The sequence below is a fragment of the Paenibacillus mucilaginosus 3016 genome, assembly GCF_000250655.1.
Lineage (GTDB): Bacteria > Bacillota > Bacilli > Paenibacillales > NBRC-103111 > Paenibacillus_G > Paenibacillus_G mucilaginosus.
In genome coordinates this window covers 8,578,575-8,602,728 of the sequence record NC_016935.1, presented here as the reverse complement: position 1 = coordinate 8,602,728, position 24,154 = coordinate 8,578,575, and the positions used below count along the sequence as shown (strand labels likewise).

14 protein-coding genes and 1 riboswitch are annotated in these 24,154 nt (G+C 57.5%); of the genes, 11 read left to right on the top strand and 3 right to left on the bottom strand.

Annotated features, from left to right (window positions below):
* Positions 1-370 precede the first annotated feature (370 nt).
* The 4 genes from PM3016_RS39055 (at position 371) to PM3016_RS36010 (ending at position 11,045) form a co-directional block, all read left to right on the top strand.
* Positions 371-532, top strand: coding sequence for a hypothetical protein (locus PM3016_RS39055; RefSeq protein WP_187297991.1), 162 nt, complete (start codon positions 371-373; stop codon positions 530-532).
* Positions 533-752: 220 nt separating this feature from the next.
* Positions 753-849: riboswitch (cyclic di-GMP riboswitch) on the top strand.
* A 94-nt stretch (positions 850-943) separates the two neighbouring features.
* Positions 944-6,256 carry an OmpL47-type beta-barrel domain-containing protein gene (locus tag PM3016_RS36020; protein WP_014372709.1) on the top strand — a complete coding sequence of 1,771 codons (5,313 nt, stop codon included), beginning with the start codon at positions 944-946 and terminating at the stop codon, positions 6,254-6,256.
* 180 nt (positions 6,257-6,436) lie between these two features.
* Positions 6,437-8,488: a methyl-accepting chemotaxis protein gene (locus PM3016_RS36015; protein WP_013921464.1), complete on the top strand. Its 2,052-nt coding sequence runs from the start codon at positions 6,437-6,439 to the stop codon at positions 8,486-8,488.
* 166 nt (positions 8,489-8,654) lie between these two features.
* Positions 8,655-11,045 carry a putative bifunctional diguanylate cyclase/phosphodiesterase gene (locus PM3016_RS36010; protein ID WP_238540658.1) on the top strand — a complete coding sequence of 797 codons (2,391 nt, stop codon included), beginning with the start codon at positions 8,655-8,657 and terminating at the stop codon, positions 11,043-11,045.
* Between the two features lie 94 nt (positions 11,046-11,139).
* On the opposite strand, the gene PM3016_RS36005 is transcribed toward PM3016_RS36010, so the two are convergent.
* Entirely contained in the window at positions 11,140-11,994 is an 855-nt protein-coding gene (locus tag PM3016_RS36005; RefSeq protein ID WP_013921462.1) for an ABC transporter ATP-binding protein, read from the bottom strand.
* Positions 11,995-12,236: 242 nt separating this feature from the next.
* Positions 12,237-12,968, bottom strand: a complete 732-nt coding sequence (locus PM3016_RS36000; protein WP_014372707.1) for a helix-turn-helix domain-containing protein — start codon at positions 12,966-12,968, stop codon at positions 12,237-12,239.
* Positions 12,969-13,246: 278 nt separating this feature from the next.
* Between PM3016_RS36000 and PM3016_RS35995 the strand changes: the two genes are divergently transcribed.
* The 3 genes from PM3016_RS35995 (at position 13,247) to PM3016_RS35985 (ending at position 16,380) form a co-directional block, all read left to right on the top strand.
* Complete coding sequence (locus tag PM3016_RS35995; RefSeq protein ID WP_014372706.1) at positions 13,247-13,930, top strand: response regulator transcription factor; 684 nt, start codon at positions 13,247-13,249, stop codon at positions 13,928-13,930.
* On the top strand, positions 13,927-15,591 hold the full coding sequence (locus tag PM3016_RS35990) for a sensor histidine kinase (RefSeq protein ID WP_013921458.1): 1,665 nt from the start codon (positions 13,927-13,929) through the stop codon (positions 15,589-15,591). Before PM3016_RS35995 ends, PM3016_RS35990 begins: the two co-directional genes overlap by 4 nt.
* A 177-nt stretch (positions 15,592-15,768) precedes the next feature.
* Positions 15,769-16,380: a hypothetical protein gene (locus PM3016_RS35985; RefSeq protein WP_014372705.1), complete on the top strand. Its 612-nt coding sequence runs from the start codon at positions 15,769-15,771 to the stop codon at positions 16,378-16,380.
* A gap of 169 nt (positions 16,381-16,549) precedes the next feature.
* Here PM3016_RS35985 and PM3016_RS35980 read toward each other — a convergent pair whose 3' ends face one another.
* Positions 16,550-18,862 carry a helix-turn-helix domain-containing protein gene (locus PM3016_RS35980; protein ID WP_014372704.1) on the bottom strand — a complete coding sequence of 771 codons (2,313 nt, stop codon included), beginning with the start codon at positions 18,860-18,862 and terminating at the stop codon, positions 16,550-16,552.
* A 315-nt stretch (positions 18,863-19,177) separates the two neighbouring features.
* On the opposite strand from PM3016_RS35980, the gene PM3016_RS35975 reads away from it, so the two are divergent.
* From PM3016_RS35975 to PM3016_RS35960, 4 genes are all read left to right on the top strand, one after another.
* Positions 19,178-20,701, top strand: coding sequence for an extracellular solute-binding protein (locus PM3016_RS35975; protein WP_014372703.1), 1,524 nt, complete (start codon positions 19,178-19,180; stop codon positions 20,699-20,701).
* A 101-nt stretch (positions 20,702-20,802) separates the two neighbouring features.
* On the top strand, positions 20,803-21,759 hold the full coding sequence (locus PM3016_RS35970) for an ABC transporter permease (protein WP_013921453.1): 957 nt from the start codon (positions 20,803-20,805) through the stop codon (positions 21,757-21,759).
* Between the two features lie 30 nt (positions 21,760-21,789).
* A complete protein-coding gene (locus tag PM3016_RS35965; protein WP_014372702.1) occupies positions 21,790-22,671 on the top strand; it encodes a carbohydrate ABC transporter permease in 882 nt (293 codons plus the stop codon).
* 22 nt (positions 22,672-22,693) lie between these two features.
* A complete protein-coding gene (locus tag PM3016_RS35960) occupies positions 22,694-24,139 on the top strand; it encodes a family 43 glycosylhydrolase (protein ID WP_014372701.1) in 1,446 nt (481 codons plus the stop codon).
* Positions 24,140-24,154: the final 15 nt, after the last annotated feature.

The window sequence follows — 24,154 nt, the reverse complement described above, 5'->3', positions numbered from 1 at the left end:
CAGTCCCCGTACAAGAACAGGGGCAGCCGCAAAGACCGGCGACAAGAGAATTCGGGAAGGAGGCTTCAAACGTTACCCATCAATCGGACACTATCACGAACTGCTTGCTCAGATTGCCGGCGGAGAACAGGGCGAGGCGGCCTGCATCTTATCGAAGCCTTTAAAGCTTTCAATGAGGTGCCCGGCGTACTTCAGATCTCCTTCCCGACGGCCGGCAAGTGCTGAATCCTTCGGCGAAGCGGGGTGTCATCGCTGGTTGGAACCCCTTCTTGAGGGCGCTGTTGACCCGGGGCGCCGTTTGCATCCGTAGACCGAGGCGGGCGGCTCCGGTTTATACCGGGAGTCTGGCTGTATAGGGAATGCGGGCTCCGTGATTCAGCAGAGACAGGACGGCAGCGGACACCGTGCCGCCGACGTATTGGATGTGCACATCGACACCGTGCAGATAGGCTGCTTCCAAGAGCGGCACGCAGGCCGCCGGCTCATCGGCCGCGTGGAGCCGGGCCTTTCGGGGAGAGATCGGTTCTTCTAGCAGAGTAATAAAGGGGAATAAAGCTGTAAGTTATCAGGTACCGGCAAGTGAAGTGAACAGCCGGGGGAAAGGGTTTTCCAAGTTAAGGAGATCCTTGCGCGTAATTCGATATTTTTCGACAAAAACTTATGATTTAAGGTATTTGTACCTAGAAACCTAGTGCTTTTCTATAGACAGTTCGCCCTAAATCGAATATGATAGAGATGTACAAATCATATTCTAGTGAAAAGGGCAAAACGCAGGAAACTGCGTGACGCAAAGCCACAGGGCCTGAACCCTCAAGGGATTCTCTTGATGGAAGGCAGCCGGTTGCCACAAGGAATCATAGCTCAATGCCTATGAACCTTGTCCGGGGTTCTTTTTTTATTGGACCAATGCCCCTCACACACCAAGAAAGGTAGGACTAAATTCATGGGCAAACCGTATCGCTCGCATTTCTCTTTCTTTGTTTCCTTGATGCTGCTCCTTCAACTGATTCTTCCGGGAGTAAGCGCCTTTGCCGCAGAAACGAATTCGTCCATCCTGCCGCCAAGCAACTTGGCATCGCAGTTTGTGACCCCGGATGACGTAAAGCTTTCGTGGAGCTCCGTGTATGGAGCCACAGGCTATCAGGTTTATGAGATCGGAGAGGGTCAGTTGAAGCCCCTCGCCAAATCGACGACAACCTCTTACACGCTGAACAACCTGGCCGAAGGCAGCTACACCTACGTGGTGTCGACGCTGAGCGCCGAAGGGGAATCGGGACCGAGTGCTCCGGTTCAAGTGGATGTCGTTTATCCGGAGATGGCTGCGCCTGCAACACTGACGCACACCATCCAGAATGGTAACGATATTGTACTGAGCTGGGGTTCCTCCGCGAACGCCCAGACGTACAGCCTGTACAGCATTTCGGCCGATGGCAATGCCTCGCTGATCACGACTACGGCTGCACGGACGTTCACTATAACGAACACTCAAGCAGGAACTTATACCTATGCAGTATCCGCTGTGAACTCGCTCTATGGCGAATCCCAGCGCAGCAATCCGCTTCAGGTGACCGTGGGAACACCGGTTATGGCTGCACCGACGAATCCTGCATACACGCTGTCGAACGGCAGTGATGTAACGCTTCGCTGGAACTCCGCCGCCTATGCCAATTCGTATAAAGTATACCAGATCATCGACGGACAACCCGTACTGCAGAAGACGGTAACCACCACGAGCACGGTCTTTACGGCCCTGCCCGCAGGTGACTATACCTACGAAATCCGCTCATACAGCGACCGTTTCGGCGAGTCTGCCGAAGGCGCCAAGGTTTCTTTCACGGTAAGCAGCATTACGATGCTTGCTCCAACTAACTTCGCAGCCAAGATTCAGAACGTGAATGACATCGTCCTGACCTGGACGGGCGCCGCCAATGCAACAGGCTACAAGGTGTACCAGATCGTAGACGGTCAGCCGGTACTGAAGGGTACGGTGACCGGCACGTCGGTAACCTACACGAACCAGCCGGCAGGCGATTACACGTTCGAGATCCGTTCGACGAGCACGCGTTACGGGGATTCCGCCGAGGCGGCCTCCGTATCGATCACCGTTGGCTCCGTCACCATGGGTGCGCCAGGGGCACTGGCCGCCAAGCTTCAGAATGTGAATGACATCGTCCTGACCTGGACTGCCGCTGCGAACGCAACCGGCTACAAGGTATACCAGATCGTGGACGGACAGCCTGTGCTGAAGAGCACGGTAAGCACGCTGACGGTCACGTTCTCCAATCAGCCAAGCGGCACGTATACGTACAAAGTGCACTCATATTCTTCCAAGTTTGGCGAATCCGCTGAAGGCAGCGAAGTTTCCATTTCCGTCGAGGTTCCGGTGATGCAGCCTCCTGCCAACCTGATCCAGACGGCCAAGAACGCGACGGACTTCGTCCTGTCCTGGGATGCGGCCGCCAACGCGAACTCTTACAAGGTGTATCAAATCGTCAATGGACAGCGCACGCTCAAGAGTACGGTGTCCACCACCAACATCACGTTCTATAATCAGCAGCCGGGCAGCTATACCTACGAGGTTCGCAGCTATTCGAACCGCTTCGGTGAATCGGCAGAGGGCACACAGCTTACGTTCACGTTGAATGGTGAGACGATGGCCGCCCCAACCGGGCTGACGCATACCATTGCCAACGGCAATGATCTGACGCTGAAATGGACCGCGGTTCCTTACGCCAACAGCTATAAGGTATACCTGGTTTCCGGCGATCAGAAAGTGCTGAAGAACACGGTTACTGCAACATCGGTTGGGTTCTCGAACCTTCCGGCTGGGGAATACACTTATGTCGTTCACTCGGTGTCCAATACTCTGGGCGAATCCCCAAGCGGTGCGGAAATCATCGTACCGGTCGTGCATCCGGTCGTGGCTCCTCCGGCCAACCTGACGGTTAAGCTCCAGAACGGCAACGATGCGGCTCTTACCTGGACCGCCGCTACCTATGCGAACAGCTATAAAGTATACGAGCTCGTGAACGGGGAAAAGGTACTGAAAACCACAGTGACTTCCCTTTATGCTACGATCTCCAAATTAACGAACGGTGAGCACACGTTTGTCGTTCACTCCGTCAGCACCCGTTTCGGGGAGTCTCCGGAGGGAAGCCAGGTGTCTGTAACGGTGAATGAGCAGACGATGCTGCCGCCGGCCAACCTGACGCACACGATCTCGAGCGGCAATGATGTAACGCTGAGATGGACGGCCTCTACTTATGCCACATCGTACAAAGTGTACCAGATGAAAGGTACCGAGAAGGTACTGGTGAACACCGTTACAACCACTTCGGCTATCCTGGCCAATCAGCCGGAAGCGGACTACACCTATGTCGTACACTCGGTCAGCGACCGCTTCGGCGAATCGCCGGAAGGCAGCACACTGACGTTCACGCTGGACTTCCCTGTCATGCAGGCACCGGGGAACTTCCGCCATGCGATTTCTTCGGGCAATGATATCGTGCTCTCGTGGAACACGGTCTCCTACGCAACAGCATACCGCGTATATGCCATCCAAGGCGGTCAGCGCGTACTGAAGAAGTCGGTAACGAGCACGTCCATGGTAGAGTCGAATATGCCGGAAGGCAGCTACGAGTATGAAGTGGTTTCCTACAGCGACCGCTTCGGCGAATCGCCGGTAGCTTCCAAGGTGGCTTTCACTCTCGTATGGCCGGTGGTTCAGCCGCCGACACTCAAAGGCTCTGTGTTCAATGCCAATAACATGACGTTTACTTGGAACCCGGTTACTTGGGCGAACGAGTACCGCCTCTATGAAGTGATCGGCAATACAAGACAGCTGCTCTACAAAGGCACGGCACTGACCTACAAGGTATATAACCTGACGGAAACGACGCATCACTACGAAGTAACGGCCGTCAGCACCCGGTTCGGCGAGTCGGCTCCATCGGTGCGTTGGAGCGAGAATATCATCTATCCGGAGATGCAGCCGCCAACAGCGAGCATCAAGCTGATCGACGGCAAGACCGCGCAGCTCACCTGGACATTCGCTACCTATGCGAACGGTTATAATGTGTTCCAGATCGTGGACGGCCAGCCGGTCGCGCTGACGAAGAACCTGAACAACCTGTCTTACACGGTAACTAATCTGCCTTATGCGAATCACGAGTTCTATGTAACATCCTACAGCAACTCTTTCGGTGAATCCGTACCGTCCAACAAGGTGACAGCCCGTCTTGTGACGGACACGGCCGCTCCGGTGACTTCGTCGGATGCTTCCGCCTCCTGGGTCAGCGGTTCGCCGGTCGTCACCCTCTCTGCAGTTGATACTGACAGCGGTGTGGCGGCAACTTATTACGCTGTGAACGGCGGAGAATACCAGACCGGCACTGCGGTTACTTTCACTGAAGAGGGAGAGCATACGCTTGCCTTCTACTCGGTGGACAAAGCAGGCAACAAAGAACAGCCGCGCACGGCTGCAGTCAAAATCGACCGTACGGCACCGGTCACGCAGTCCCAGGTTTCGACTGAGGGTGTAGTTACCCTGACGGCAGCGGATGCGGCAAGCGGTGTGGCCAAAACGTACTACTCCGTGAACGGTGCTCCTTATGCCGAAGGCGCCACGGTTGAGATCGGCATGGACGGCACCCATCAGGTTTCCTTCTATTCGGTGGATGCTGCAGGGAATAAAGAAACGGCACAAAGCCTTGAAGTTGTGATCGATCTTACCGCTCCGGTAACGGAAGCGGCGGCAGTTGAAGGCTGGTCTGCCGGTGATGTTACGGTTACCTTCGCAGCAGCCGATGCAGGCAGCGGCGTAGCAGGCACGTTCTATTCCATCGGCGGCGGCGCGTATGCAGAAGGCACTTCCGCTGTTGTCAGCAGCGAAGGGGCAACGGAAGTATGGTTCTATTCCGTAGACAAAGCCGGCAACAAAGAAGAGGCCCGCAGCGTGAAGATCCTTATTGACCGCACGGCACCTGTAACCACAGCACACGTGGAAGACGGCAAAGTAAGCTTCACCGCGGCGGATGCTGCGAGTGGAACCGCCAAGACGTTCTACTCTGTAAACGGCGCTCCATATGTTGAAGGCGCATCTGTCCAGGTAACAGACGAAGGCAAGCACACTGTATCGTTCTACTCGGTAGACCTGACAGGCAACGAAGAAAAAGCACAAACCGTCGATGTGGTGATTGACCGCACGGCTCCGGTTACGGAAGCTGCTGCACCTAGCGGCTGGACTGCAGGCGAAGCTATCGTCAGGCTGACGGCAGCAGACACACTCAGCGGCGTAGCAAGCACGTACTACTCCGTAGACGGCGCACCATTCGCAGAAGGAACCAGCGCTGCGATCGGTACGGACGGCGTCCATGAGGTTGCTTTCTACTCCGTCGACACCTTCGGTAACAAGGAAGAAGCACGCAAGGTTTCCGTACAGATTGACCGTACGGCACCTGTGACCGAAGCCTCCGCACCAGCGGGCTGGTCCAAAGAAGACGTGAAGGTCGTACTGAATGCTGCCGATACGGCAAGCGGTGTGGCCAAGACTTACTACTCCGTGAACGGTGCACCATACGCCGAAGGCACGGCAGTAAACGTAACGGCTGAAGGCGCGAATGTCGTATCCTTCTACTCCACCGATGCCGCAGGCAACGTGGAAGAAGCGAAGCAGATTACGGTCAGCATCGACCGTACTGCACCGGCAGTAACCATGGATCTGAAAGAGGTCTTCCTCCTCGGCGACTCTCTGACGCTCTCTTACACAGCGAAAGACAGCCAGTCGGGTATCGCTTCCGAAACGATGACGGTAACGGCTCCGAACGCTGCAGCCGGCACGGTCGTGGCGAACGGCACGGCACTGAAGCTGGACCAGGCGGGAACGTACACGATCACGGTAACGGCAGCTGACGCAGCTGGGCTCACGACGACCCTCACCAAGAAAGTGACGGTCGCGGTACCGGCAACGATTGAAGTTACGCCAGGCGTTATCAAAGGCAACAGCGGTGTCTTCACCGTCCGCGTCACCCTTCCATCCGGCTACAGCACGCAGGGCTTCGATCTGAACACGGCCCGGGTGAACGGCGTGAAGGCCCTGACGGACAATAACGGCTACTTCAACCAGGCGAAGAACGGACAGTTCAAGTTCGAGCGTTCCCACTTCACTTGGAGCGGTTCCGAAGCCACACTGGTATTCCAAGGTTATGTGAACGGCATTCTCGTCACGGGCCAGACTACCGTTAAAGTACAGAAGTAAATCACTCAGCTTGTCCCTCCGCCCTGGGCGGGGGGATTTTTTTATTTTTCCCAGAGAACAGGACGCTCTTACAAAACTTACATTCCTCATGGGTATAAGCAAGCTTCTATCCTTTGTCGATATATTCAGTATATCCATCATGACAGCTTAGAACCGCATCTGCCCAAAGGGGGATTCACTGTGTTTCAACTGAAGAGTATCCAGACGAAAACGATGCTGGCGATCGTTCCATTAATTACGATAACCTTGGTGTCCATGATTACGTACGCTTATAACAGCAGCGAAACCCTGATCAACCGGGAGATTCAGGATAAGATGCAGCAGCAGCTCGGCAGCGTAGCCGGGGAAATTGACGCGAAGCTGCTGTCCCATCGGAAAACGGCGGAGATGCTGGCCCGTTCGATCGAAACGGCTCCATCCCTGTGGACACTGGACCATTATGTAACGGCCACAGCTAAGGCGCTTGGCAGCAGTGCGGATACGTTCGGGATCGGAGTGTTCTTCGAACCTGACAAGTATCAGGCGGGTACGCGCTATTTCTCAACGTACAGCTTCAAGGATAGCGGCAAAATTACGCATACGGAAGAATACAGCGCAGCGTCCTACGATTATCTGAAGCAGCCCTGGTACACAATCGTAGCGAATACGAAGAGCACGTTCGCTTATACGGCTCCGTATTACGACGAAGTGACCAAAGTAACGATGGTGACCACATCGGTTCCTTTCTATGACGATAAGGGAGGGCTGCTTGGAGTAACCACGGGCGATATCGACCTGGCGAATCTGCAGAAGCTCGTTCAGGAGACGAAAGTGGGCGAGACGGGCTGGGCGTTCCTGGTCGATGCGGAGGGCAACTACCTGTCTGATCCGGCCGCGGACAAGATCATGAAGGTCAGCCTCCGGAAGGATCCGAATGCCTCCTTGGCCGCTATCGGGCAGGATATGCTTGCTGGAACGATGGGAGAAGCAACCTACGAGGACGAGAACGGCAGCAACCGGGTGTATTACAAGAAGGTGGCGGAAACCGGCTGGGTTCTCTCGCTTGTTATCCCGGAGAAAGAGCTTCAAGAGCCGACGCGCAAGCTTGTTGTATCGCTGGCTGTCTGCGGGGTATTGGCGATTGCGGTGATGGCCGCGATCATTGTGTTCTTCAGCCGGTATCTCAAGAAGCAGATCGGCAATGCCAATGAGATGGCGGGCTGGATTGCTTCCGGCGATTTGACGCACAGCATTGAGGTTCAAACCGTCGACGAGTTCGGTCATATGGGCCACAATCTGAACGAGATGACGGCGAAGCTCAAGGAGATGATCGGCTCGGTCTCCATGCACACGCACCTGGTGGCATCAACGGCGGAGCAGTTGTCCGCCAGTGCCGAAGAGACTTCCAAAGCCACCGAGCAGATTGCCGATTCCGTAGGTCAGGTGGCCAGCGGTACGGATATGCAGGCTGCGGTCGTAGCTTCGTCCAAAGAAGCGATTACCGGGATCACGCAGCAGATCCTCTCCATTGCAGAGGGGATCGAAGGAGTGAACGAAGGCGCCTCCCGTACGGCGGAGAAAGCGAAGAACGGCAGCCGATCCGTCGAGGAAGTTACCGAGCATATGAAGCGGATTCAAGCGAATGTGCATCAGTCTACCGAGATCGTAGGCGTGCTGAGCACGAAGTCCCAGGAAATCGGACAGATGATCTCCCTGATCACCACGATCTCCAGCCAGACCAATCTGCTCGCGCTGAATGCGTCGATCGAAGCGTCTCGTGCGGGAGAGCAAGGACGCGGGTTCGCCGTAGTCGCCTCCGAGGTCCGTAAGCTGGCCGAGCAGTCGGCCCAGGCGGCAGACCATATCCGTGGCCTCATCAGCGAGGTTCAAAGCGAGATCAACCGTGCCGTTCAATCGATGAAGGAAGGCAATCAGGCGGTGAATGAAGGCACGGCTCTCGCTGAGAACGTGTCGGCAGCCTTCGGCGACATCATTACAGCCGTTGAGGATACGTTCCGCCGTGTGCAGGCCGTATCCGGCTCCGCCTCCGTCATCCGCTCGGATACACGGACGATGGTCGATGCGGTGGAGCAGATCTCCGAGATTTCCAATACGGCGATGGACAGCACGCAGAGCATTGCCGCGGCTGTGGAAGAGCAGCTGGCTTCGATGCAGGAGGTCGGTGCAGCCGCACAGACGCTGTCCAAGATGGCCGACGAGCTGCAGGATGTTGTCCGGGCATTCCGGATGTAAGACGAGCAGCATGGGGATTGTTATCATGATCCGATAAAAAACGGCATTATGTTCTACTTGCCCGTACGGACCCACCGCAGCGCTTACTGTACCTGGTACAAAGCGCTGCAGGGTCGTTCGGGATTTTGTACGTTGAGGTGCAGGGAGGTGTGTTCCATTGTCAGCGGTGTTCTTTCTTCTGTCTCTGCTGTGCTATCTGATCCCGATCGGGTATTTCTTCTACATAGCGGTGGAGATCCGGCTTCGCGCTCATACGCTGCTCAACAGGCTGTCGTCTTATTTATTCTTCTCGATCATGCTGATCTTTGCTTCCGGCTTCCTGACGAGTGTCTTTCCTGAGGAGCATGCGGAGGTGATGGTGCTCTGGACTAAGCTGATTCCGGCTTTCTTCATTATGTCCTTCGCGCTTCATCTGACGGTGCGGGTCAGCGGCTGCTTCGATCATTGGTCACGGACCCGTGCAGCGCTGCTCTGTTATTGGCCGTTGCTCGGTTCGCTCGTTCTGATGATCCCGTCCCCTTATGTCTCTATCCAATTCATAGAGAGGGGAATGTGGCGGGACGCCCAGCCGAGCGCGCTGCTGTTCGTGGTGATTATTTCGACTGCCCTGTATACCGTAATTGCCTGTACATGGTTCCTCTATAAGGGGATCAAGTTTGTGGGCGGTTCGGAAGCGATGCTGATCAAGCGCAGACAAGTCCGTGTGGTCCGGATGGCATTTCTGGTCGGCGGCCTGCTCTGCATCGGTCTGGCATATTTCAATCATAAGCTCTACTTCACTTCGGCCTTCAGCTATCCGGAGCCCAGCCTGTTCGGGCTCGTTCTGTTCGCCTTCATGATCCGCTATGCGATGACGCGATATGAATTCCTTCCGTCGATCGAGCGGAGATATCGCATTCTGTATGAGCGTTCTCCCCTTGCGATCCTTCTGACCGACAGGCAGGATCGGGTGATCGACGCCAACCCGGCGGCCCAGGCGCTGTTCGGACGACCAAGAGCGTTCCTGCTCAAGGCGGAGTATTCCGAGCTGCTCGCCGCTTACAAGGGGAGCCTGCGGAGCATCGGAGACGGCGGTGAACTCCAGGTTACCGTTCCTTCGGAGCCCGCAGGTTCGGCGCGTATCGTCAAAGTCGAACGGGAGCGCATTGTCACCGGCGGGGAGCCGTACGAATACCTGCTGATCCGTGACATGACCGAAAGCATCCGAGCCGAGGAACGGATCACCTTCATGGCATATCATGATCCGCTTACGGGCCTCGGCAACCGCCGGCGTCTTCAGGAGACGCTGCCGGAGATGCTCGAACGGACAGCCGGAGGCGAGGAGGCGTCGGTTGCTCTGCTGCTCATGGATCTGGACCGGTTCAAGCTCGTCAATGATACAAAGGGACACCATGTCGGCGACCTGCTGCTGCGGCATGTCGCCGGACTGCTGAGCCAGAAGGCCGGGCGGGCCGAGGTGATCTGCCGTCTCGGCGGGGATGAATTTGCCCTGCTGCTGCGGGGCACTGAAGAGGAGGCCGTAAGGCTCTGCGAGGAGATCCTGAGCGGATTCCGGGAGCCGTTCCGGCACGAGGGGGAAAGCCTGAGGGTATCCGCGAGCATCGGGGTCTGTCTCTCCCCGGCCTTCGGGACGAACCCTGAGCAGCTGCTGCAGTATGCCGACATGGCCATGTACGATGCGAAGAACAGCGGGCGCGGCCGGTATGCGCTTTTCACCGGCGAGTTGAAGCAGGCCCAGGAGGCGGTCCATACCCTGGAGCTGCAAATGGCCGAAGCGCTCAAAGAAGAGCGGTTCGTCCTGTACTATCAGCCTCAAGTCGATCTGAAGACCGGAGAGGTGTGCGGTGTGGAGGCGCTGATCCGATGGGTGGACAAGGACGGGACGGTCCGCCCGCCGGGAGAGTTCATCCGCTTGGCTGAAGAGAACGGGGCCATCGTCCCGCTGGGCCGGTGGGTGCTGGAGAGAGCGTGCCGGACAGGCCGAGCCTGGATGGAATTATCGGACGGCATAACCCGACCGGAGCCGGGCGGGGGGCGGAGCGAGTGGTCGATCTCCATTAACGTGTCGAACCGCGAACTGGCGGGCCGCGGCTATCTGGACCACGTGGATGCCATTCTGGAGGAGACCGGCTTTCCGCCGAAGCATCTTCAGCTGGAGATGACCGAGAGCGTCACCTTCACGGAGGAAGAGCATCAGCTGCACTTGTTCACCGAGATTGCAGGGAGGGGGATCCGGCTGGCCATGGACGATTTTGGGACGGGCTATTCCACGTTCTCGGTGATTCAGTCGCTGCCGTTCCACATCTTCAAGCTAGATAAATCAATGATTGATGACCTCGTCTCGGCTCCGCACACCCGTCATATCGTGAAGGCGATGATTGTCATGGCCCACAGCTTGAATCAGAGGGTCGTGGCCGAAGGGGTGGAGACCGCCGAACAGGTGGAGGTGCTCAGGGAGCTGGGCTGCGATGCGGTGCAGGGCTATTATTACAGCCGGCCTCTGCCGGAGGAAGAACTGCTCGCGTGGCTGAAGGCCAGAAGGGAGTCTCGGGTATAAGCCGCCCGCCGCACTGCTCCTGAGCATGCCAAAGAACGTCCGGTGTTCAAAGCCGGACGTTCTTTGGGGTTAACTTATGCTGGTCAAGAAGAGCTTAGCGAGCAAGGACTCTGCTGCGTTCAGCCGGCTGCTGCTGCTGCGGTACGCTAAGCCCGGAGGCAGCAGCATGGGCCAGTTCAAAAGGAAGGCAAAGCGGTACACCCGTACGGGGATCGGGAATCAGGTCGGCTTCAATACCGAACACTTCCCGAAGGACCGCATGCGTCATTACTTCGGCCGGCGAGCCGCTGCTCACTACACGCCCCCGCTTGATCGCCACCATATGGTGGGCATACCGGGAAGCATGGTTGAGATCGTGAACCACCATGACGATCGTGCGGTTCTCTTCCGCATTCAGCTTCTCGAGCAGCTTCAGTACCTCAAGCTGGTGGGCCATATCGAGGAACGTCGTAGGCTCGTCGAGGAACAGAATATCCGTCCCTTGAGCCAGAGCCATGGCAATCCAGGCCCGCTGCCGCTGGCCGCCGGACAGCTGGTCGACAGGCCGGTCATGGAATTCGGCCATCCCGGTAAGCTCGATCGCCCGGCGGACCATCTCCCGGTCTTCCGCCGTAAGGGAGCCGAAGCCCTTCTGGTGGGGAAAACGGCCGTAGGTCACGAGCTCGGAGACGGTAAGGCCGTCGGGCGCCACGGGGTTCTGGGGCAGGATGGCGAGCTGCTTGGCCACCTCTTTGGTGGACTGCCCGTGGATGGACTTCCCATCAAGGAAGACGCCGCCCTTCTGGGGCTTCATGATGCGCGCCATGGTCTTAAGAATGGTCGATTTGCCCGACCCGTTGGCCCCGACAAGCGCCGTGATTCGGCCTTCCGGCACCGGCAGGTTCAAATTATCTACAATCGGACGTTCTCCGTAAGCGATGGTCAGTCCTTCGGTATACAAGCGTTCCAAGGTATGTCCTCCCAGCCTGAGAAATGCGGCACAGCAGCCGCTCTATATGATGATAAGAACGATAATCATTATCATTAGATTTGATTATAGCACGGCAGGGGACGAATTCAAGAGGAGTGTACAAAAAATAGGGGCCGCCCGGCCCCGCATTACATATAAGCAGCTGAAGGATGGTACGGGAGACAGGCGTAACCGGGTGCCTGGATGAGGAAAAGACAGACGGCCAAGCAGGCTGACGGAGGTCAGTGCATTTCCGGCCCGACCTGCTTCATAGCGATTTCATAGCCTTGAAGCAGATCGGAGATTCTCTGTTTGATCTGGGGGTCGAGCGGGACCCCTCTATAATACAGGGGCTCGTCGAGCAGCGTGGACAGATCTGCGGCGGAGGAGTCCCCCCGGTCCGGTCCGGGTTCCTGGGGAACGGCAGCCGGGGAAGAACCGGTCAGCAGGAGATGGGCCGATACGTTATAGAACTGCACCAGTGCCAAAAAAGCCTTGAGCTCGGGAAGCCGGTAGCCGTTTTCGTACGAGGTCAGCTCCGAGTATGAGAAGCCCATCTCCGCCGCCGCATCGGACCTGGACAAGCGCCGCGCCGTCCGGAGATAGGTCAGCCGCTCGGCCAGGGAGTTCATGCCCTGCGGGAGCCGGCCCGGCGGCCTGTCAGGGCTGGGGGCTGGCTGGCTGCCGAGCAGCAGCTCGTCCACGGATACGCCCAGCCCTCCTGCCAGCTGAAGCAGCTGGGTTAAAGTGGGGGCCGCTTCCCCCTGCTCCCAGGCCCGCAGCAGATCCGGAGGGAGGGCCGTACGCGAGGCGGCCTCCGCGCAGCTCCAGCCTCGGCGTTCCCGGATGGAACGGATGCTCTGTCCGCTGCCCTGAAACCCCGGCGGAGGGGCGGCGAGCGGCTGCGCCCCGTCAATCGGGGGCTGGACCAGAGCCTGGATTTCTTCTGGAGTCAACAGATTATACAGCTGCATAGAGAAACCTCGCTCACTGAACGGCATGGATGAGCCATGATGGCTATCCACAGGTTGCTTCTCCAGAACTTTTTTTTATTCCCTTCAAGAGACCAGTCTCCTTTGATGGAATGATGCTGGAAGAAGGGAGAGACCCTTTTGTTACAAGCCGCCAGACTGAGGTACAATGGGGGGATAGATGATTTTTTTTCATGGGTCTCTCAGTGGGCATTCAGCCGGTATTCAGGAAGAACGGCGATACTATATCCATAAGGAAACGAAGAGGTGGTTGTACAGCCATGGGACAATTAAAAGGCATTCGCGTCATGCTGGTGGATGACGAACCGAATATTCTGCAGTTTCTGGAACTCGGACTGCTTAACGAGGGCTTCGAGGTGAGAACGGCCCCGGACGGGATGACCGCCATTACGTTAGCCAAAGAATTTCAGCCGCACATTGCCATTCTCGATGTCATGATGCCGGGGATGGACGGCTTCGAGGTATGCCGGATGCTCAAGAAGACGGACCACATAGCCGTCATAATGCTGACGGCCAAGGACGAAGTGGACGACCGGGTCAAGGGACTCAACCTGGGGGCCGACGATTACATGGTAAAGCCGTTCAGCTTCGATGAGCTGCTCGCCCGGATTCAGGCCAGGGTACGCAACCAGTTCCCGCACCTGTTCGGGGAAGTGGTGAAGGGTCCGTTCCGCATGGATGACCGCCGGAAGGAGATCCGGCTGAACGAACGGCTGCTCGAGCTCTCTCCGACTGAATACGAACTGCTCAAGTTCCTGGTGACCAACCATGGGCTCGTGCTCAGCAAGTCGATGATTCTGGACAAGGTATGGGGCTACGACTTCGGCGGGGAAGAGAACATTGTCGAGGTGTATATCCGCTCGCTGCGGGAGAAGCTTCAGGATAAAGAGCATACGCTGATCCGCACGCTCCGCGGCGCAGGCTACAGGCTGGATCTGTCATGAGAGGGGCGGGGAACAGGAGAAGAAGCCTGGTTCCCGAGCGCGGCTCTCTCCGTATCCAGCTCCTCTCGCGTTCCCTGCTCATTTTGGCCGTCCTGCTGACCTTCATCGGTGTGTTCCAGTATGTGGTGATGAAAGATTTCATCTACCGGAACAAGGCCGAAACGATGCAGCGGCAGATGATGTCCATTCCGCGGGATCTGCTGCAGGGAGACGCTGCGGTCCAGGAGCGCCCGATGCAGGGCAATCCCGGGCAGGGAGCGAGTCAGCCGGGCAGCACCGGAGGCGGTCAGCCGTCTTCGGCGGCGGATGGGGGCACTGCAGGCGGAGCGGGCAGTACGGGGCAGGCCGGCGTGCAGGATGGGAATGCAGGACAGGCCGCCGGAGCCGGGTCCGCCACGCAGGGAGGAGGCGGCAGACGCCAGCCCTGGGTTTTCCCGGATTCGGCGGTCGCCCGCATTGATGCGAACGGCGAATTCACGGTGCTGACCAACTGGCCAGGCAGCGCGGAGCCGCCCAAGCTGGATCCGGCCCAGTACAGCGAGGCACTGAATCGCAAGAGTGGTCCCGGCCCGAACTATTGGATCCTGCCGGACAGCGCAGGGGTAGAGCAGCTGGTCGTAGTGCAGGCCGTACCTTCGGGACCGGGCCGCACGGATACGCTGGTGCAGATCAGCACCCCGACAGGAACCATGAAGGATGTGCTGATCCGTCAGCTGCTTACCTTCCTGCTGCTGTCCGTACTGGCGATGGCGGCCGGACTGATCGGGTTCCTGCCGGTGCTGAGACGGACGCTGGTGCCGCTGAACAATATGGTGAGCACGGTGGAGCAGATCGATGCGGGGAATCTCGCGACCCGCTTCCCCGCTTACCAGGGGCAGCATGAGATCGACCGGCTGGCGGAATCGTTCAACGGCATGCTGGAGCGCCTCGAGACTTCGTTCGAGGCCGAGAAGGAACTGAAGGAAGGCATGCGCCGCTTCGTAGCGGATGCCTCCCATGAGCTGCGGACGCCGCTGACGTCGATTCACGGCTTCCTGGAGGTGCTGCTTCGCGGAGCGGCCCACCATCCGGAGCAGCTCGACAAGGCGCTGAAGAGCATGCACGGGGAGTCGGCACGGATGAACAAGCTGGTGAACGATCTGCTGCAGCTGGCGAAGCTGGACCGCACACCGCATATCGAGCTCAAGGAAGGCAGCCTGGAGGGTGTGCTGCGTGAGATGGAGCCCCAGCTGCGCCTGCTGGCAGGCAGCCGGGAGCTTGAGCTGCAGCTTGAGCCGGACACCCGGTGCTCCTTTGATGCCGACAAGATCAAGCAGGTCGTTCTCAACCTGTTCCACAATGCGGTTCAGCATACCGATGCGGAGCAGGGGCGGATCCGGATTGCTGCCGGACCGTCCAAGGAAGGCGTCGCTTTGTCGGTACAGGATAACGGTCCGGGGATCGGCGCAGCGCATCTGCCGCATCTGTTTGACCGGTTCTACCGCAGCGACTCTTCCCGTACCCGCAAGTACGGGGGCGCGGGTCTCGGTCTTGCGATCACCAAATCCATTGTGGAGGCGCATGGCGGAACGATCGGGGTAAGCAGCATCGAAGGGGAAGGCAGCACCTTCCAGGTGATCCTGCCGAAGCACCCGCTGTCTTTGCCGGAGGAGCGTAAGTAAGCAGGTCACGGATTAAACGGTATTCGTCAAGCACTTTACAGGTGCAGACGGATGCCGTTTTTTTGTGTGTGCTTCAAGGCGGCGTATAGAAGACAACAAACAAGCGCGAACCTAAACCACCGAACAACGAACAACTAAAAACGAACTTACATCATTCAATTACAGGAGGAATTACACATGAAAAACTTCAACAAGAAAGTCATCGCCACAACACTGGGTGCCGTATTTGCGATCGGAGCGATGGGCTCGGTCTTCGCAGCAGAAGCGACCACCACAACGACGGATGCCGGGTCCCCATCGGTAATGAAGTCGATGACGTTCAAGAAAGACCGCGGCGGCAAGAACCTTGAAGCGCTGGCGGCGGAGAAGGGCATCACCGTGGACGAGCTGAAGTCGCAGATGGAGCAGGAGCGCGAAGCGAAGCTGGCCGAGCTGGCAGCGGAGAAGGGCATTACCGTCGACGAGCTGAAAGCGCAGATGGAGCAGGAGCGTGCAGAGCGCGGCCCGCGCGGCGGCCAGGACCTCGAAGCTCTCGCGGCAGAGAAGGGCATCACCGTGGACGAGCTGAAGGCGCAGATGGAGCAGGAGCGCGAAGCGAAGCTGGCTGAGCTGGCAGTGGAGAAGGGTATCACCGTCGATGAACTCAAGGCTCAGATGGAGCAGGAGCGTCAGGCGAAGCTTGAAAAGCGCGCAGCGGAGAAGGGCATGACGGTTGATGAGCTGAAGGCCCAGATGGAGCAGGAACGTGCGGCCCGTGAAGCGGAGCAGGCAAGCGAAACCAACGAATAAGAGCAGCATTAGCCATAAAGAGAAAAAGCGGATCTCCCTTTCGGAGGTCCGCTTTTTTTGCCCTATTTGAGCTGATTGGATATGGGGCATTCTGGTTATTTCCCGGGAAAATACGACACCAGGATTCGACTTGATCCCGGGCGTTGCTGCGCACTTTCCGTCAGATCGGCTATCCTTCTTTACCGGCATACTTGGTCCGGTACTGGCCCGGCGTCATGTCCTCCAGCTTGCGGAAGGAGCGGATGAAGTTCTGCGGGTTGTTGTAACCGAGCTTCTGCGCGATATCCTTGATCGGTATATCGGTTTCGACCAGCCACTGCTTCGCCATCTGGAACCGGTAAGTCGTCAGATAGTCGCTGAACGACAGATTCGTCTCCTTTTTGAAGACGCTGCTCAGGTAAGAGGCATTGTAGTGCAGCTTGGCCGCGCATTCCTCCAGGGTCAGATCCGTATCGAAATGCTGGTGGATCAGATCGATAATCTCTTCGGACAGGCTGCGGAACTGCGAGTCGCTGCGGTCGCGGAACACCCCGATCATCGGGCCCACAATCCGTTTGCGGAACCACTTCTCGATATCCTTCGGCACGTAGAGCTGGAGCAGCTCCTCATACAGAGAGCCGTCTTCCGGCTGGATAACGTTAAGCGCTATGCCCGACTCCTGCATAACCCCCATGAGGTGGTTCAGCAGCCGGATCAACGAGGTTTGGTACTCCTGCGGAGACCGCTCCTTATGGAACACTTCGCCCATCCACTGCTGGAGCAGCTCATCGGCCCGCTCCTCATCGGCCAGCTTGATGGAATCGATAAGCTCGTTCTCCACCTGCTGAGGGAACGGGGAGATCAGCGTATGCTTGCCTGAGTTGACGTTGGCATAGTGGATAATGACGCCTTCCCCCAGCTTGAGCCGGTGCTTCAGAGCCTCCATGCCCTCATGATAGGCCCGCGGCGCCTTGGATAAGGTGCGGAAGGGCAGGGAGATCCCGATGGAGACGACGAGATCCAGGAAGGAACGGATATGCGTCTGGATGGACTCCGTCACCTCGTACAGGTAGGCGTTGAACTCCTCCGGCGTCATGTTCCCTTGGCCGACCAGGGTAGCCTGGGTCTGATCCACAATGACGGGAGTCAGACGGTTCTGGGAAGGGATCAGATCCTCGATGATGTTGTTGGCCGCGAACAGGAGCAGATCGAGATCCTTGGCGTCATAGCGGGTCTGCTCCAGCCGGTCGATCTGCAGCGTCAGAACGGCCAGATGCTCCCAGGAGGCGATGACAGGCGCATAGCCGTACAGTGCCATTTTGTCCTCAAGCTCGCCCTGCTTGACGTTGCCCTGATACCAGCGGGTGAGAAAGAAGGTACGCACCTGCTGGGTATTCTGATGAAGCTCATGCTTCAGGCTGGTGTTCGAGCGGAACATGTCCTGGATATGCTCATGAATCAGCTGGAATTCATTCTGCTCCTTCATCGTCGGATCCGGCAGCCTGTCCGAGATCGCGCGCACAATGCCCCGGATCGGGGTATACATGCGGCGGGAGCCCAGCCAGACTGCGCCGACGGACATGCCGGCCAGCACGAGGCAGACGACGAGCGTAAACCAGCCGATCGAGCGGGCTTCTTCCGTAATGGCGCTGATTTCCGTGAAGGAGGCATAGATCCAGCCGTTGAATTCCGAGCGCACGTAAGTGACCGAAGCGCGTCCGTCAGGAAGATCCGCTTCGAACTGCCCGACTTTCTCCTCCGTGAACTGGGCGAGATCCTGTTCATTCATGTAACCGATTTCGGGTAAGCGTTTGCCGATCAGCGTCTCATCCGGATGCACCATGATGCGGAAGTCTTTGTCGAAGATCATGACCTCCTGCTTCTCGGTGTCATCCTTGATCATGGCGGCCAGGGAACAGGCAGGGATCGAGGCGTATACGACACCGCGCTTCTCCGAGCTGAGGAGCGGGAGCTTGCGCACCTGTGACAGCGTGTAGGCACAGCGGCCCGGCATGGTCTCACCCAGAATGCCGCTCTCATGCAGCACCCAGGTGGAGTTCAGCGGCAGCTTCTGAAATTCGAGCAGCTTGTCCCTTGCCGGGTAGTTGTCGAGGGCGAACAATCCGGAGTTGTTGATGACCCAGCCGTTAGCCGCATTCATTAATACGATATCGGTAACCTGCGTGTCAATCGACTGCATGAGGCTCATCTCGCGCCGCAGGTTGTTATAGATCTGAAAGTTGTAGTAATCCAGATGGCTGTACAGCGCATCCTGCATCAAGGTCGAGTTGCTCAGGTTCGTGAGGTTCTGGTCCAGGCGCTTCAGCACCTGTTCCACGTTGCCGTTTGTCTGCTTCATGATCTGAATGTTGCCGAGGTTCACCTGGCTTTGGATCGATTCGGCGGATTTCAGGTAAGAGAAGAAGCCGAGCGCGAGTACGGGCAGGATGCTCAGCAGGCATCCGAACAAAATCATCTTGGTATACCAACTGTACTTGCTCAAGTGTCGTCCTCCTTCTCCGTCGGGTACAAGACAGTTTCTCAAGTAACCATTGTAGGGATAACTGCGAAGAGCTGGCAATAATCATTTGCGCCAAAATAATCATTTGATTGGTTCCGCCCGTGTTACAGGGGTGATCCCCCCGGCGGGAAGGCGATTTGCGCGGGGCGCGGCAGCTCCCAATCGCAGGATTATGTACGTACCGCCAAACTCCATTATATGCTGAGTGCAAGACAACGGCAAACCGCACTATCCAAGGGGCAAGCCATACATCACGGACTATGCATACGAACTTAACTTGGGAGGTCGAACTTCGATATGAAAAAGTCACACGGCAGCCTGCTCCTCGTCACTACGCTTACGGCATCCATGGTGACGGCCTGTGCGAATCCATCGTCGGCTCCGTCAGATCAAAGCGGTAACTCGTCGGCGCCAGCCGGTCCTGCGAAGATCACCATTATGGCGAATCTCCACACGGCGGAAGTGCCTTCCGATACCATCGAGAAGATGGTCGAGGAGAAGACGAATACCGAGCTCACGATCCAATGGGTGCCGGACGGCAGCTACGAAGAGAAGCTCAACGCCGCGTTTGCCACCGGCTCGCTGCCGCAGGCCACGTATTTGAAGAACCAGACCTCGCTGCTTATGTTCCGTGATGCGATCCGAGGCGGCCAGTTCTGGGAGATCGGTCCGCTGCTCAAGGACTACCCGAACCTGAAGAACCTCGATCCGAACGTGCTGAACAACACTTCGGTCGATGGGAAGATCTACTCGCTTTATCAGGAACGGCCGCTTTCCCGGCAGGGCGTCATCTACCGGAAGGACTGGGCGGACGCGCTGGGGCTCCCCGAGCCGAAGACCACCGAAGACCTGTATCAGATGATGAAGGCGTTCAAAGAAAAGGACCCGGACAAGAACGGCAAGAACGATACGATGGGCCTGACCGACCGCAACGATCTCGTCTATGGGGCTTTTAAGACCGTAGCTTCCTACTATGGCACGCCGAACGGCTGGGGCGAGAAGGACGGCAAGCTGGCTCCCGAGTTCATGTTCCCGCAGTATCTCGAGACGATGAAGTACTTCCAGAGACTGCATAAGGAAGGGCTGATCAACCAGGACTTCCCGGTCACGAGCAAGACGGACCAGCAGAATCTCTTCATTACCGGCAAGGCGGGAATGTATATCGGCTCGCTCTCGGATTCGCAGTCGCTGTACCAGAAGCTGATCACGGTGAATCCTAACATGAAGCTCGATGTGGCCAACCGGATCACCGGGCCGGAAGGCAAAGCGGGCATCTGGGCGATCCCGGGCTATGGATCGGCGGTGCTCTTCCCGAAATCCGCGGTCAAAACGGAGGCGGAGCTGAAGCAGATCCTCTCCTTCTATGACAAGCTGATGGGCGCCGAGCTCGGCAACCTGATCTACCACGGGATCGAGGGCAAGCACTTCACCCTGGTGGAAGGCAAAGTGTCCCAGGTGGACGACCTCAAGCTGACCGACCGCGAGATCAAGCCTTATCAGGCGCTTCAGGTGGGCGGCGAGAACACGATCAAGGGCTTCAAGGAAAGCTACTTCAAGATCCCGGTTAAAGATAAAGCCGAGAAGCTGGTCAAAGACAATAACTCGATCCTGATCCACGACCCGACCGCTCCGCTGGACTCCAAGACGTACACGGAGAAGGGTGCGAGGCTGCAGGAAGGCATCAAAGACGCCACGTACAAATTCATCTTGGGTGCGATCGACGAAGCCGGTTTCCGCAGTGCCGTTGAGAAATGGCAGAAAGAAGGCGGAGACAAGATCATCGAAGAATACAACGCTTCGTACCAGCAGTCCAAGAAATAACCATAAATCACATAAATCAACTATAGAGACAGTAGGACATGCCGGGCGGCCTGCAGGTTTCCTCCGGGCGCCCCCCTACTACCAGGAGAGGAGTGCGAGTCATGAATCAAGTTGCAGCCAAGTCAAACGCCATCGCCAAGAAGCGGGGCAACGAATCCGGACTGTTCAAACGCATGCTGAAAAACCGCGCCATTTACCTCATGATTTTGCCCGGACTTCTGTTCTTCCTTATCTTCAAGTATGTCCCGATGTGGGGCCTTATCATCGCATTCCAGGACTATAAACCGTATCTCGGCATTACAGGAAGCCCCTTCGTAGGCTTCGAGCACTTCGAGCGGCTGTTCTCCGACGATATGTTCTTTACGATTCTGCGCAATACGCTGCTGCTCTTCGGGATGAACCTGCTGTTCTACTTCCCGGTACCGATTATTCTCGCCCTGATGCTCAATGAAGTGCGTCATGCGATGTTCAAGAAATGGGTCCAGACCCTTGTCTACGTGCCACACTTCATGTCCTGGGTTATCATCGTGTCGATCACGTTCGTCATGCTCTCGATGGACCGCGGTCTCATCAATGAAATTCTGGTGATGATGGGCTTTGAAAAAATCAACTTCCTGCTCAGCAACGAATGGTTCCGCCCGATGTACATTCTGCAGGTGATCTGGCGTGAAGCCGGATGGGGGACGATCATCTACCTTGCGGCCATGGCCGCGATCGACCCGGGCCTGTACGAAGCCGCCCGCATGGACGGCGCCGGCCGGTTCCGCCAAATCTGGCATATTACGCTTCCGTCCGTACGCAGCGTCATCATGACCCTGCTCATCCTCAAGATCGGTGACGTTCTGGAGCTCGGCTTCGAGCACATCTACCTGCTCCTGAACTCGATGAACCGTGAAGTGGCGGAAATTTTCGATACGTACGTCTACACCGCAGGTCTGAAGCAGGGGCAGTACAGCTTCTCGACCGCCATCGGATTCTTCAAGTCGGTTGTCGGCCTGATGCTGGTCATGGCAGCAAACTGGCTCGCGAAGAAAGCCGGCGAAGACGGCATCTACTAAAAACTCTGAGAGAACGGAGGAGACACCTCTATGAACCAAGATAAATCCTTCGGCAGCCGCGTGTTCGATGCCGTCAACTACACCCTTCTGGCCCTCGTCGGTCTGATTACCATTCTGCCTTTCGTCCACGTCATTGCCGGTTCGTTCACCACGGTGCAGGAGCTGGCGGAGAAGCAGTTCGTTCTTATCCCGACGGTCTTCTCGCTGGATGCCTACCGGTATATTCTTTCAACCAATACGCTCTTCAAAGCCATGGGTGTTTCTATCGGCGTAACGGCGGTCGGTACTTTCGTGAGTATGTTCCTTACTTCGCTGATGGCTTACGGACTGGCACGGCGCGACTTGGACGGCCGCGGGCCGATCATGTTCATGGTTGTCTTCACGATGCTGTTCAGCGGCGGCATGATTCCAACGTTCCTCGTGGTCAAAGAAATGGGCCTGATCGACTCTTATGCGTCGCTGATCATCCCTGGTGCGATTAACGCCTTCAACCTGATCATCATGCGCAACTTCTTCCAGAACCTGCCGGACGGCCTCGAAGAGTCCGCGAAGATCGACGGCTGCAGCGACTGGGGCATCCTGTTCCGTATTGTGATTCCGCTCTCCATGGCGGCGATCGCAACGATCTCCCTGTTCTACGCGGTTACTTACTGGAACACGTATCAGCAGGCCATCCTGTATCTCAATGATTCCACCAAGTGGCCGGTGCAGGTCATTCTGCGCCAGATCGTCATCCTGGCCAGCGGCATGAGCGCCGATACGTCGGATCTCGGCGACGGCTTCACCGCTCCTCCGGAGCAGACGGTGAAGATGGCGGTTATCGTGGTAGCGACTCTTCCGATCCTGCTTGTCTACCCGTTCCTTCAGAAGCACTTCGCCAAAGGAGCGCTGCTCGGATCGATCAAAGGTTAATGGCTGGGAGGCTGTCTGACTTATGAACGTTGTAACCAAATCACTCTCCGCGGATCTCGGGAATGGGATGTATCTCAATCCCGTGCTCCGCGGCAACTATGCCGACCCGTCGATTGTACGGGTCGGCACCGATTATTATATGACGCATACGTCATACCATGCCCTGCCGGGCTTGATCATCTGGCATTCGAAGGATCTCATTCACTGGAGTCCGATCGGTGCGGCCCTTCATGAGAATGTCGGGGATGTGTGGGCGCCGGAATTCATTCACTACCAGGGTCTGTTCTACATCTATTTCCCGGCGAACCGCACGAACTGGGTCATCACGGCCTCTTCTCCCGAAGGGCCCTGGAGCAAGCCCGTCGACCTGAAAATCAAGGGGATCGACCCCGGGCATCTGGTCACGCCGGAAGGCGAGCGGTATCTGGTGATGTCGGGCGGCGAACTGGTTCGCCTGGCGGATGACGGGCTGTCCGTCATCGGAGAGCCGCAGCATGTCTACGACGGATGGAAATATCCCGAGGATTGGGAAGTCGAGGCTTACTCGCTCGAGGGACCCAAGATCACGTACCGCAACGGTTATTACTACCTGACCGTGGCCGTCGGGGGCACGGCCGGTCCGGCGACGGGCCATATGGTCGTCTCGTCCCGTGCCGTATCGCCCTTCGGCCCTTGGGAGCATTCCCCCTACAACCCGATCGTCCGTGCGGCCTCCAAGAAGGACCGCTGGTGGTCGAAGGGGCACGGAACCCTGGTTGATACGCCCGAAGGCGAATGGTGGATGGTCTATCATGCCTATGAGAAGGGACTGCATACCCTGGGCCGGGTAACGATGCTGGAGCCGGTGGAGTGGACGCCGGACGGCTGGTTCACGATCCAGCCGGACATTGCCTCGCACCTCTCCATCGCCAAGCCGCCGGGGGCGGCCGGTCCTCACGGCTGGCCGACCGAGGACGGGCTGCGCGGCGGGGAGATCGGGCTGCACTGGCAGTGCAGCGGGCATCTGCCGCAGAAGCGGTTCCATCCCGGAGCCGATGGCCTGGTGGGGGACGGCAGGACCGAAGGGTCCCCGCTGCTCTATATGGCCGGCCATGAGAGCTACGAAGTGCAGGTGAAGGTTACGGTGCAGGGCGATGCGGAAGGCAGGCTCATGCTCTACTACAATGATGCCCATTACCTCGGGATCGGGGCTTCGTCCAAGGGCGTACGGCATTTCCGGTCGTTCAAGAACTACGGGGCGATGCCCTGCCCGGAGACACCTGTCTATCTCAAGATCCGCAACCGTGAGAACACCGTGTCCTTCTATTTCAGCACGGACGGCACGGCATGGAGCAAATATGACAAGGTGGTGGAAGCCTCCGGTCTTCATCACAACACCTTGGGCGGCTTCCTCAGCCTCCGCATCGGCTTGGACGCGGCAGGGGAAGGGAACGTCACGTTTACCGATTTTGTCTACAGACCGCTGTAAGGCAGGCGCCCCTTA

Coding starts and splice junctions, on each gene's coding strand:
- PM3016_RS36000 (WP_014372707.1), bottom strand. CDS start 12,968: ATGCAGCTGTATAATCTGTTGACTCCAGAAGAAATCCAGGCTCTGGTC.
- PM3016_RS35990 (WP_013921458.1), top strand. CDS start 13,927: ATGAGAGGGGCGGGGAACAGGAGAAGAAGCCTGGTTCCCGAGCGCGGC.
- PM3016_RS35985 (WP_014372705.1), top strand. CDS start 15,769: ATGAAAAACTTCAACAAGAAAGTCATCGCCACAACACTGGGTGCCGTA.
- PM3016_RS35965 (WP_014372702.1), top strand. CDS start 21,790: ATGAACCAAGATAAATCCTTCGGCAGCCGCGTGTTCGATGCCGTCAAC.
- PM3016_RS35960 (WP_014372701.1), top strand. CDS start 22,694: ATGAACGTTGTAACCAAATCACTCTCCGCGGATCTCGGGAATGGGATG.
- PM3016_RS35995 (WP_014372706.1), top strand. CDS start 13,247: ATGGGACAATTAAAAGGCATTCGCGTCATGCTGGTGGATGACGAACCG.
- PM3016_RS36020 (WP_014372709.1), top strand. CDS start 944: ATGGGCAAACCGTATCGCTCGCATTTCTCTTTCTTTGTTTCCTTGATG.
- PM3016_RS35970 (WP_013921453.1), top strand. CDS start 20,803: ATGAATCAAGTTGCAGCCAAGTCAAACGCCATCGCCAAGAAGCGGGGC.
- PM3016_RS35975 (WP_014372703.1), top strand. CDS start 19,178: ATGAAAAAGTCACACGGCAGCCTGCTCCTCGTCACTACGCTTACGGCA.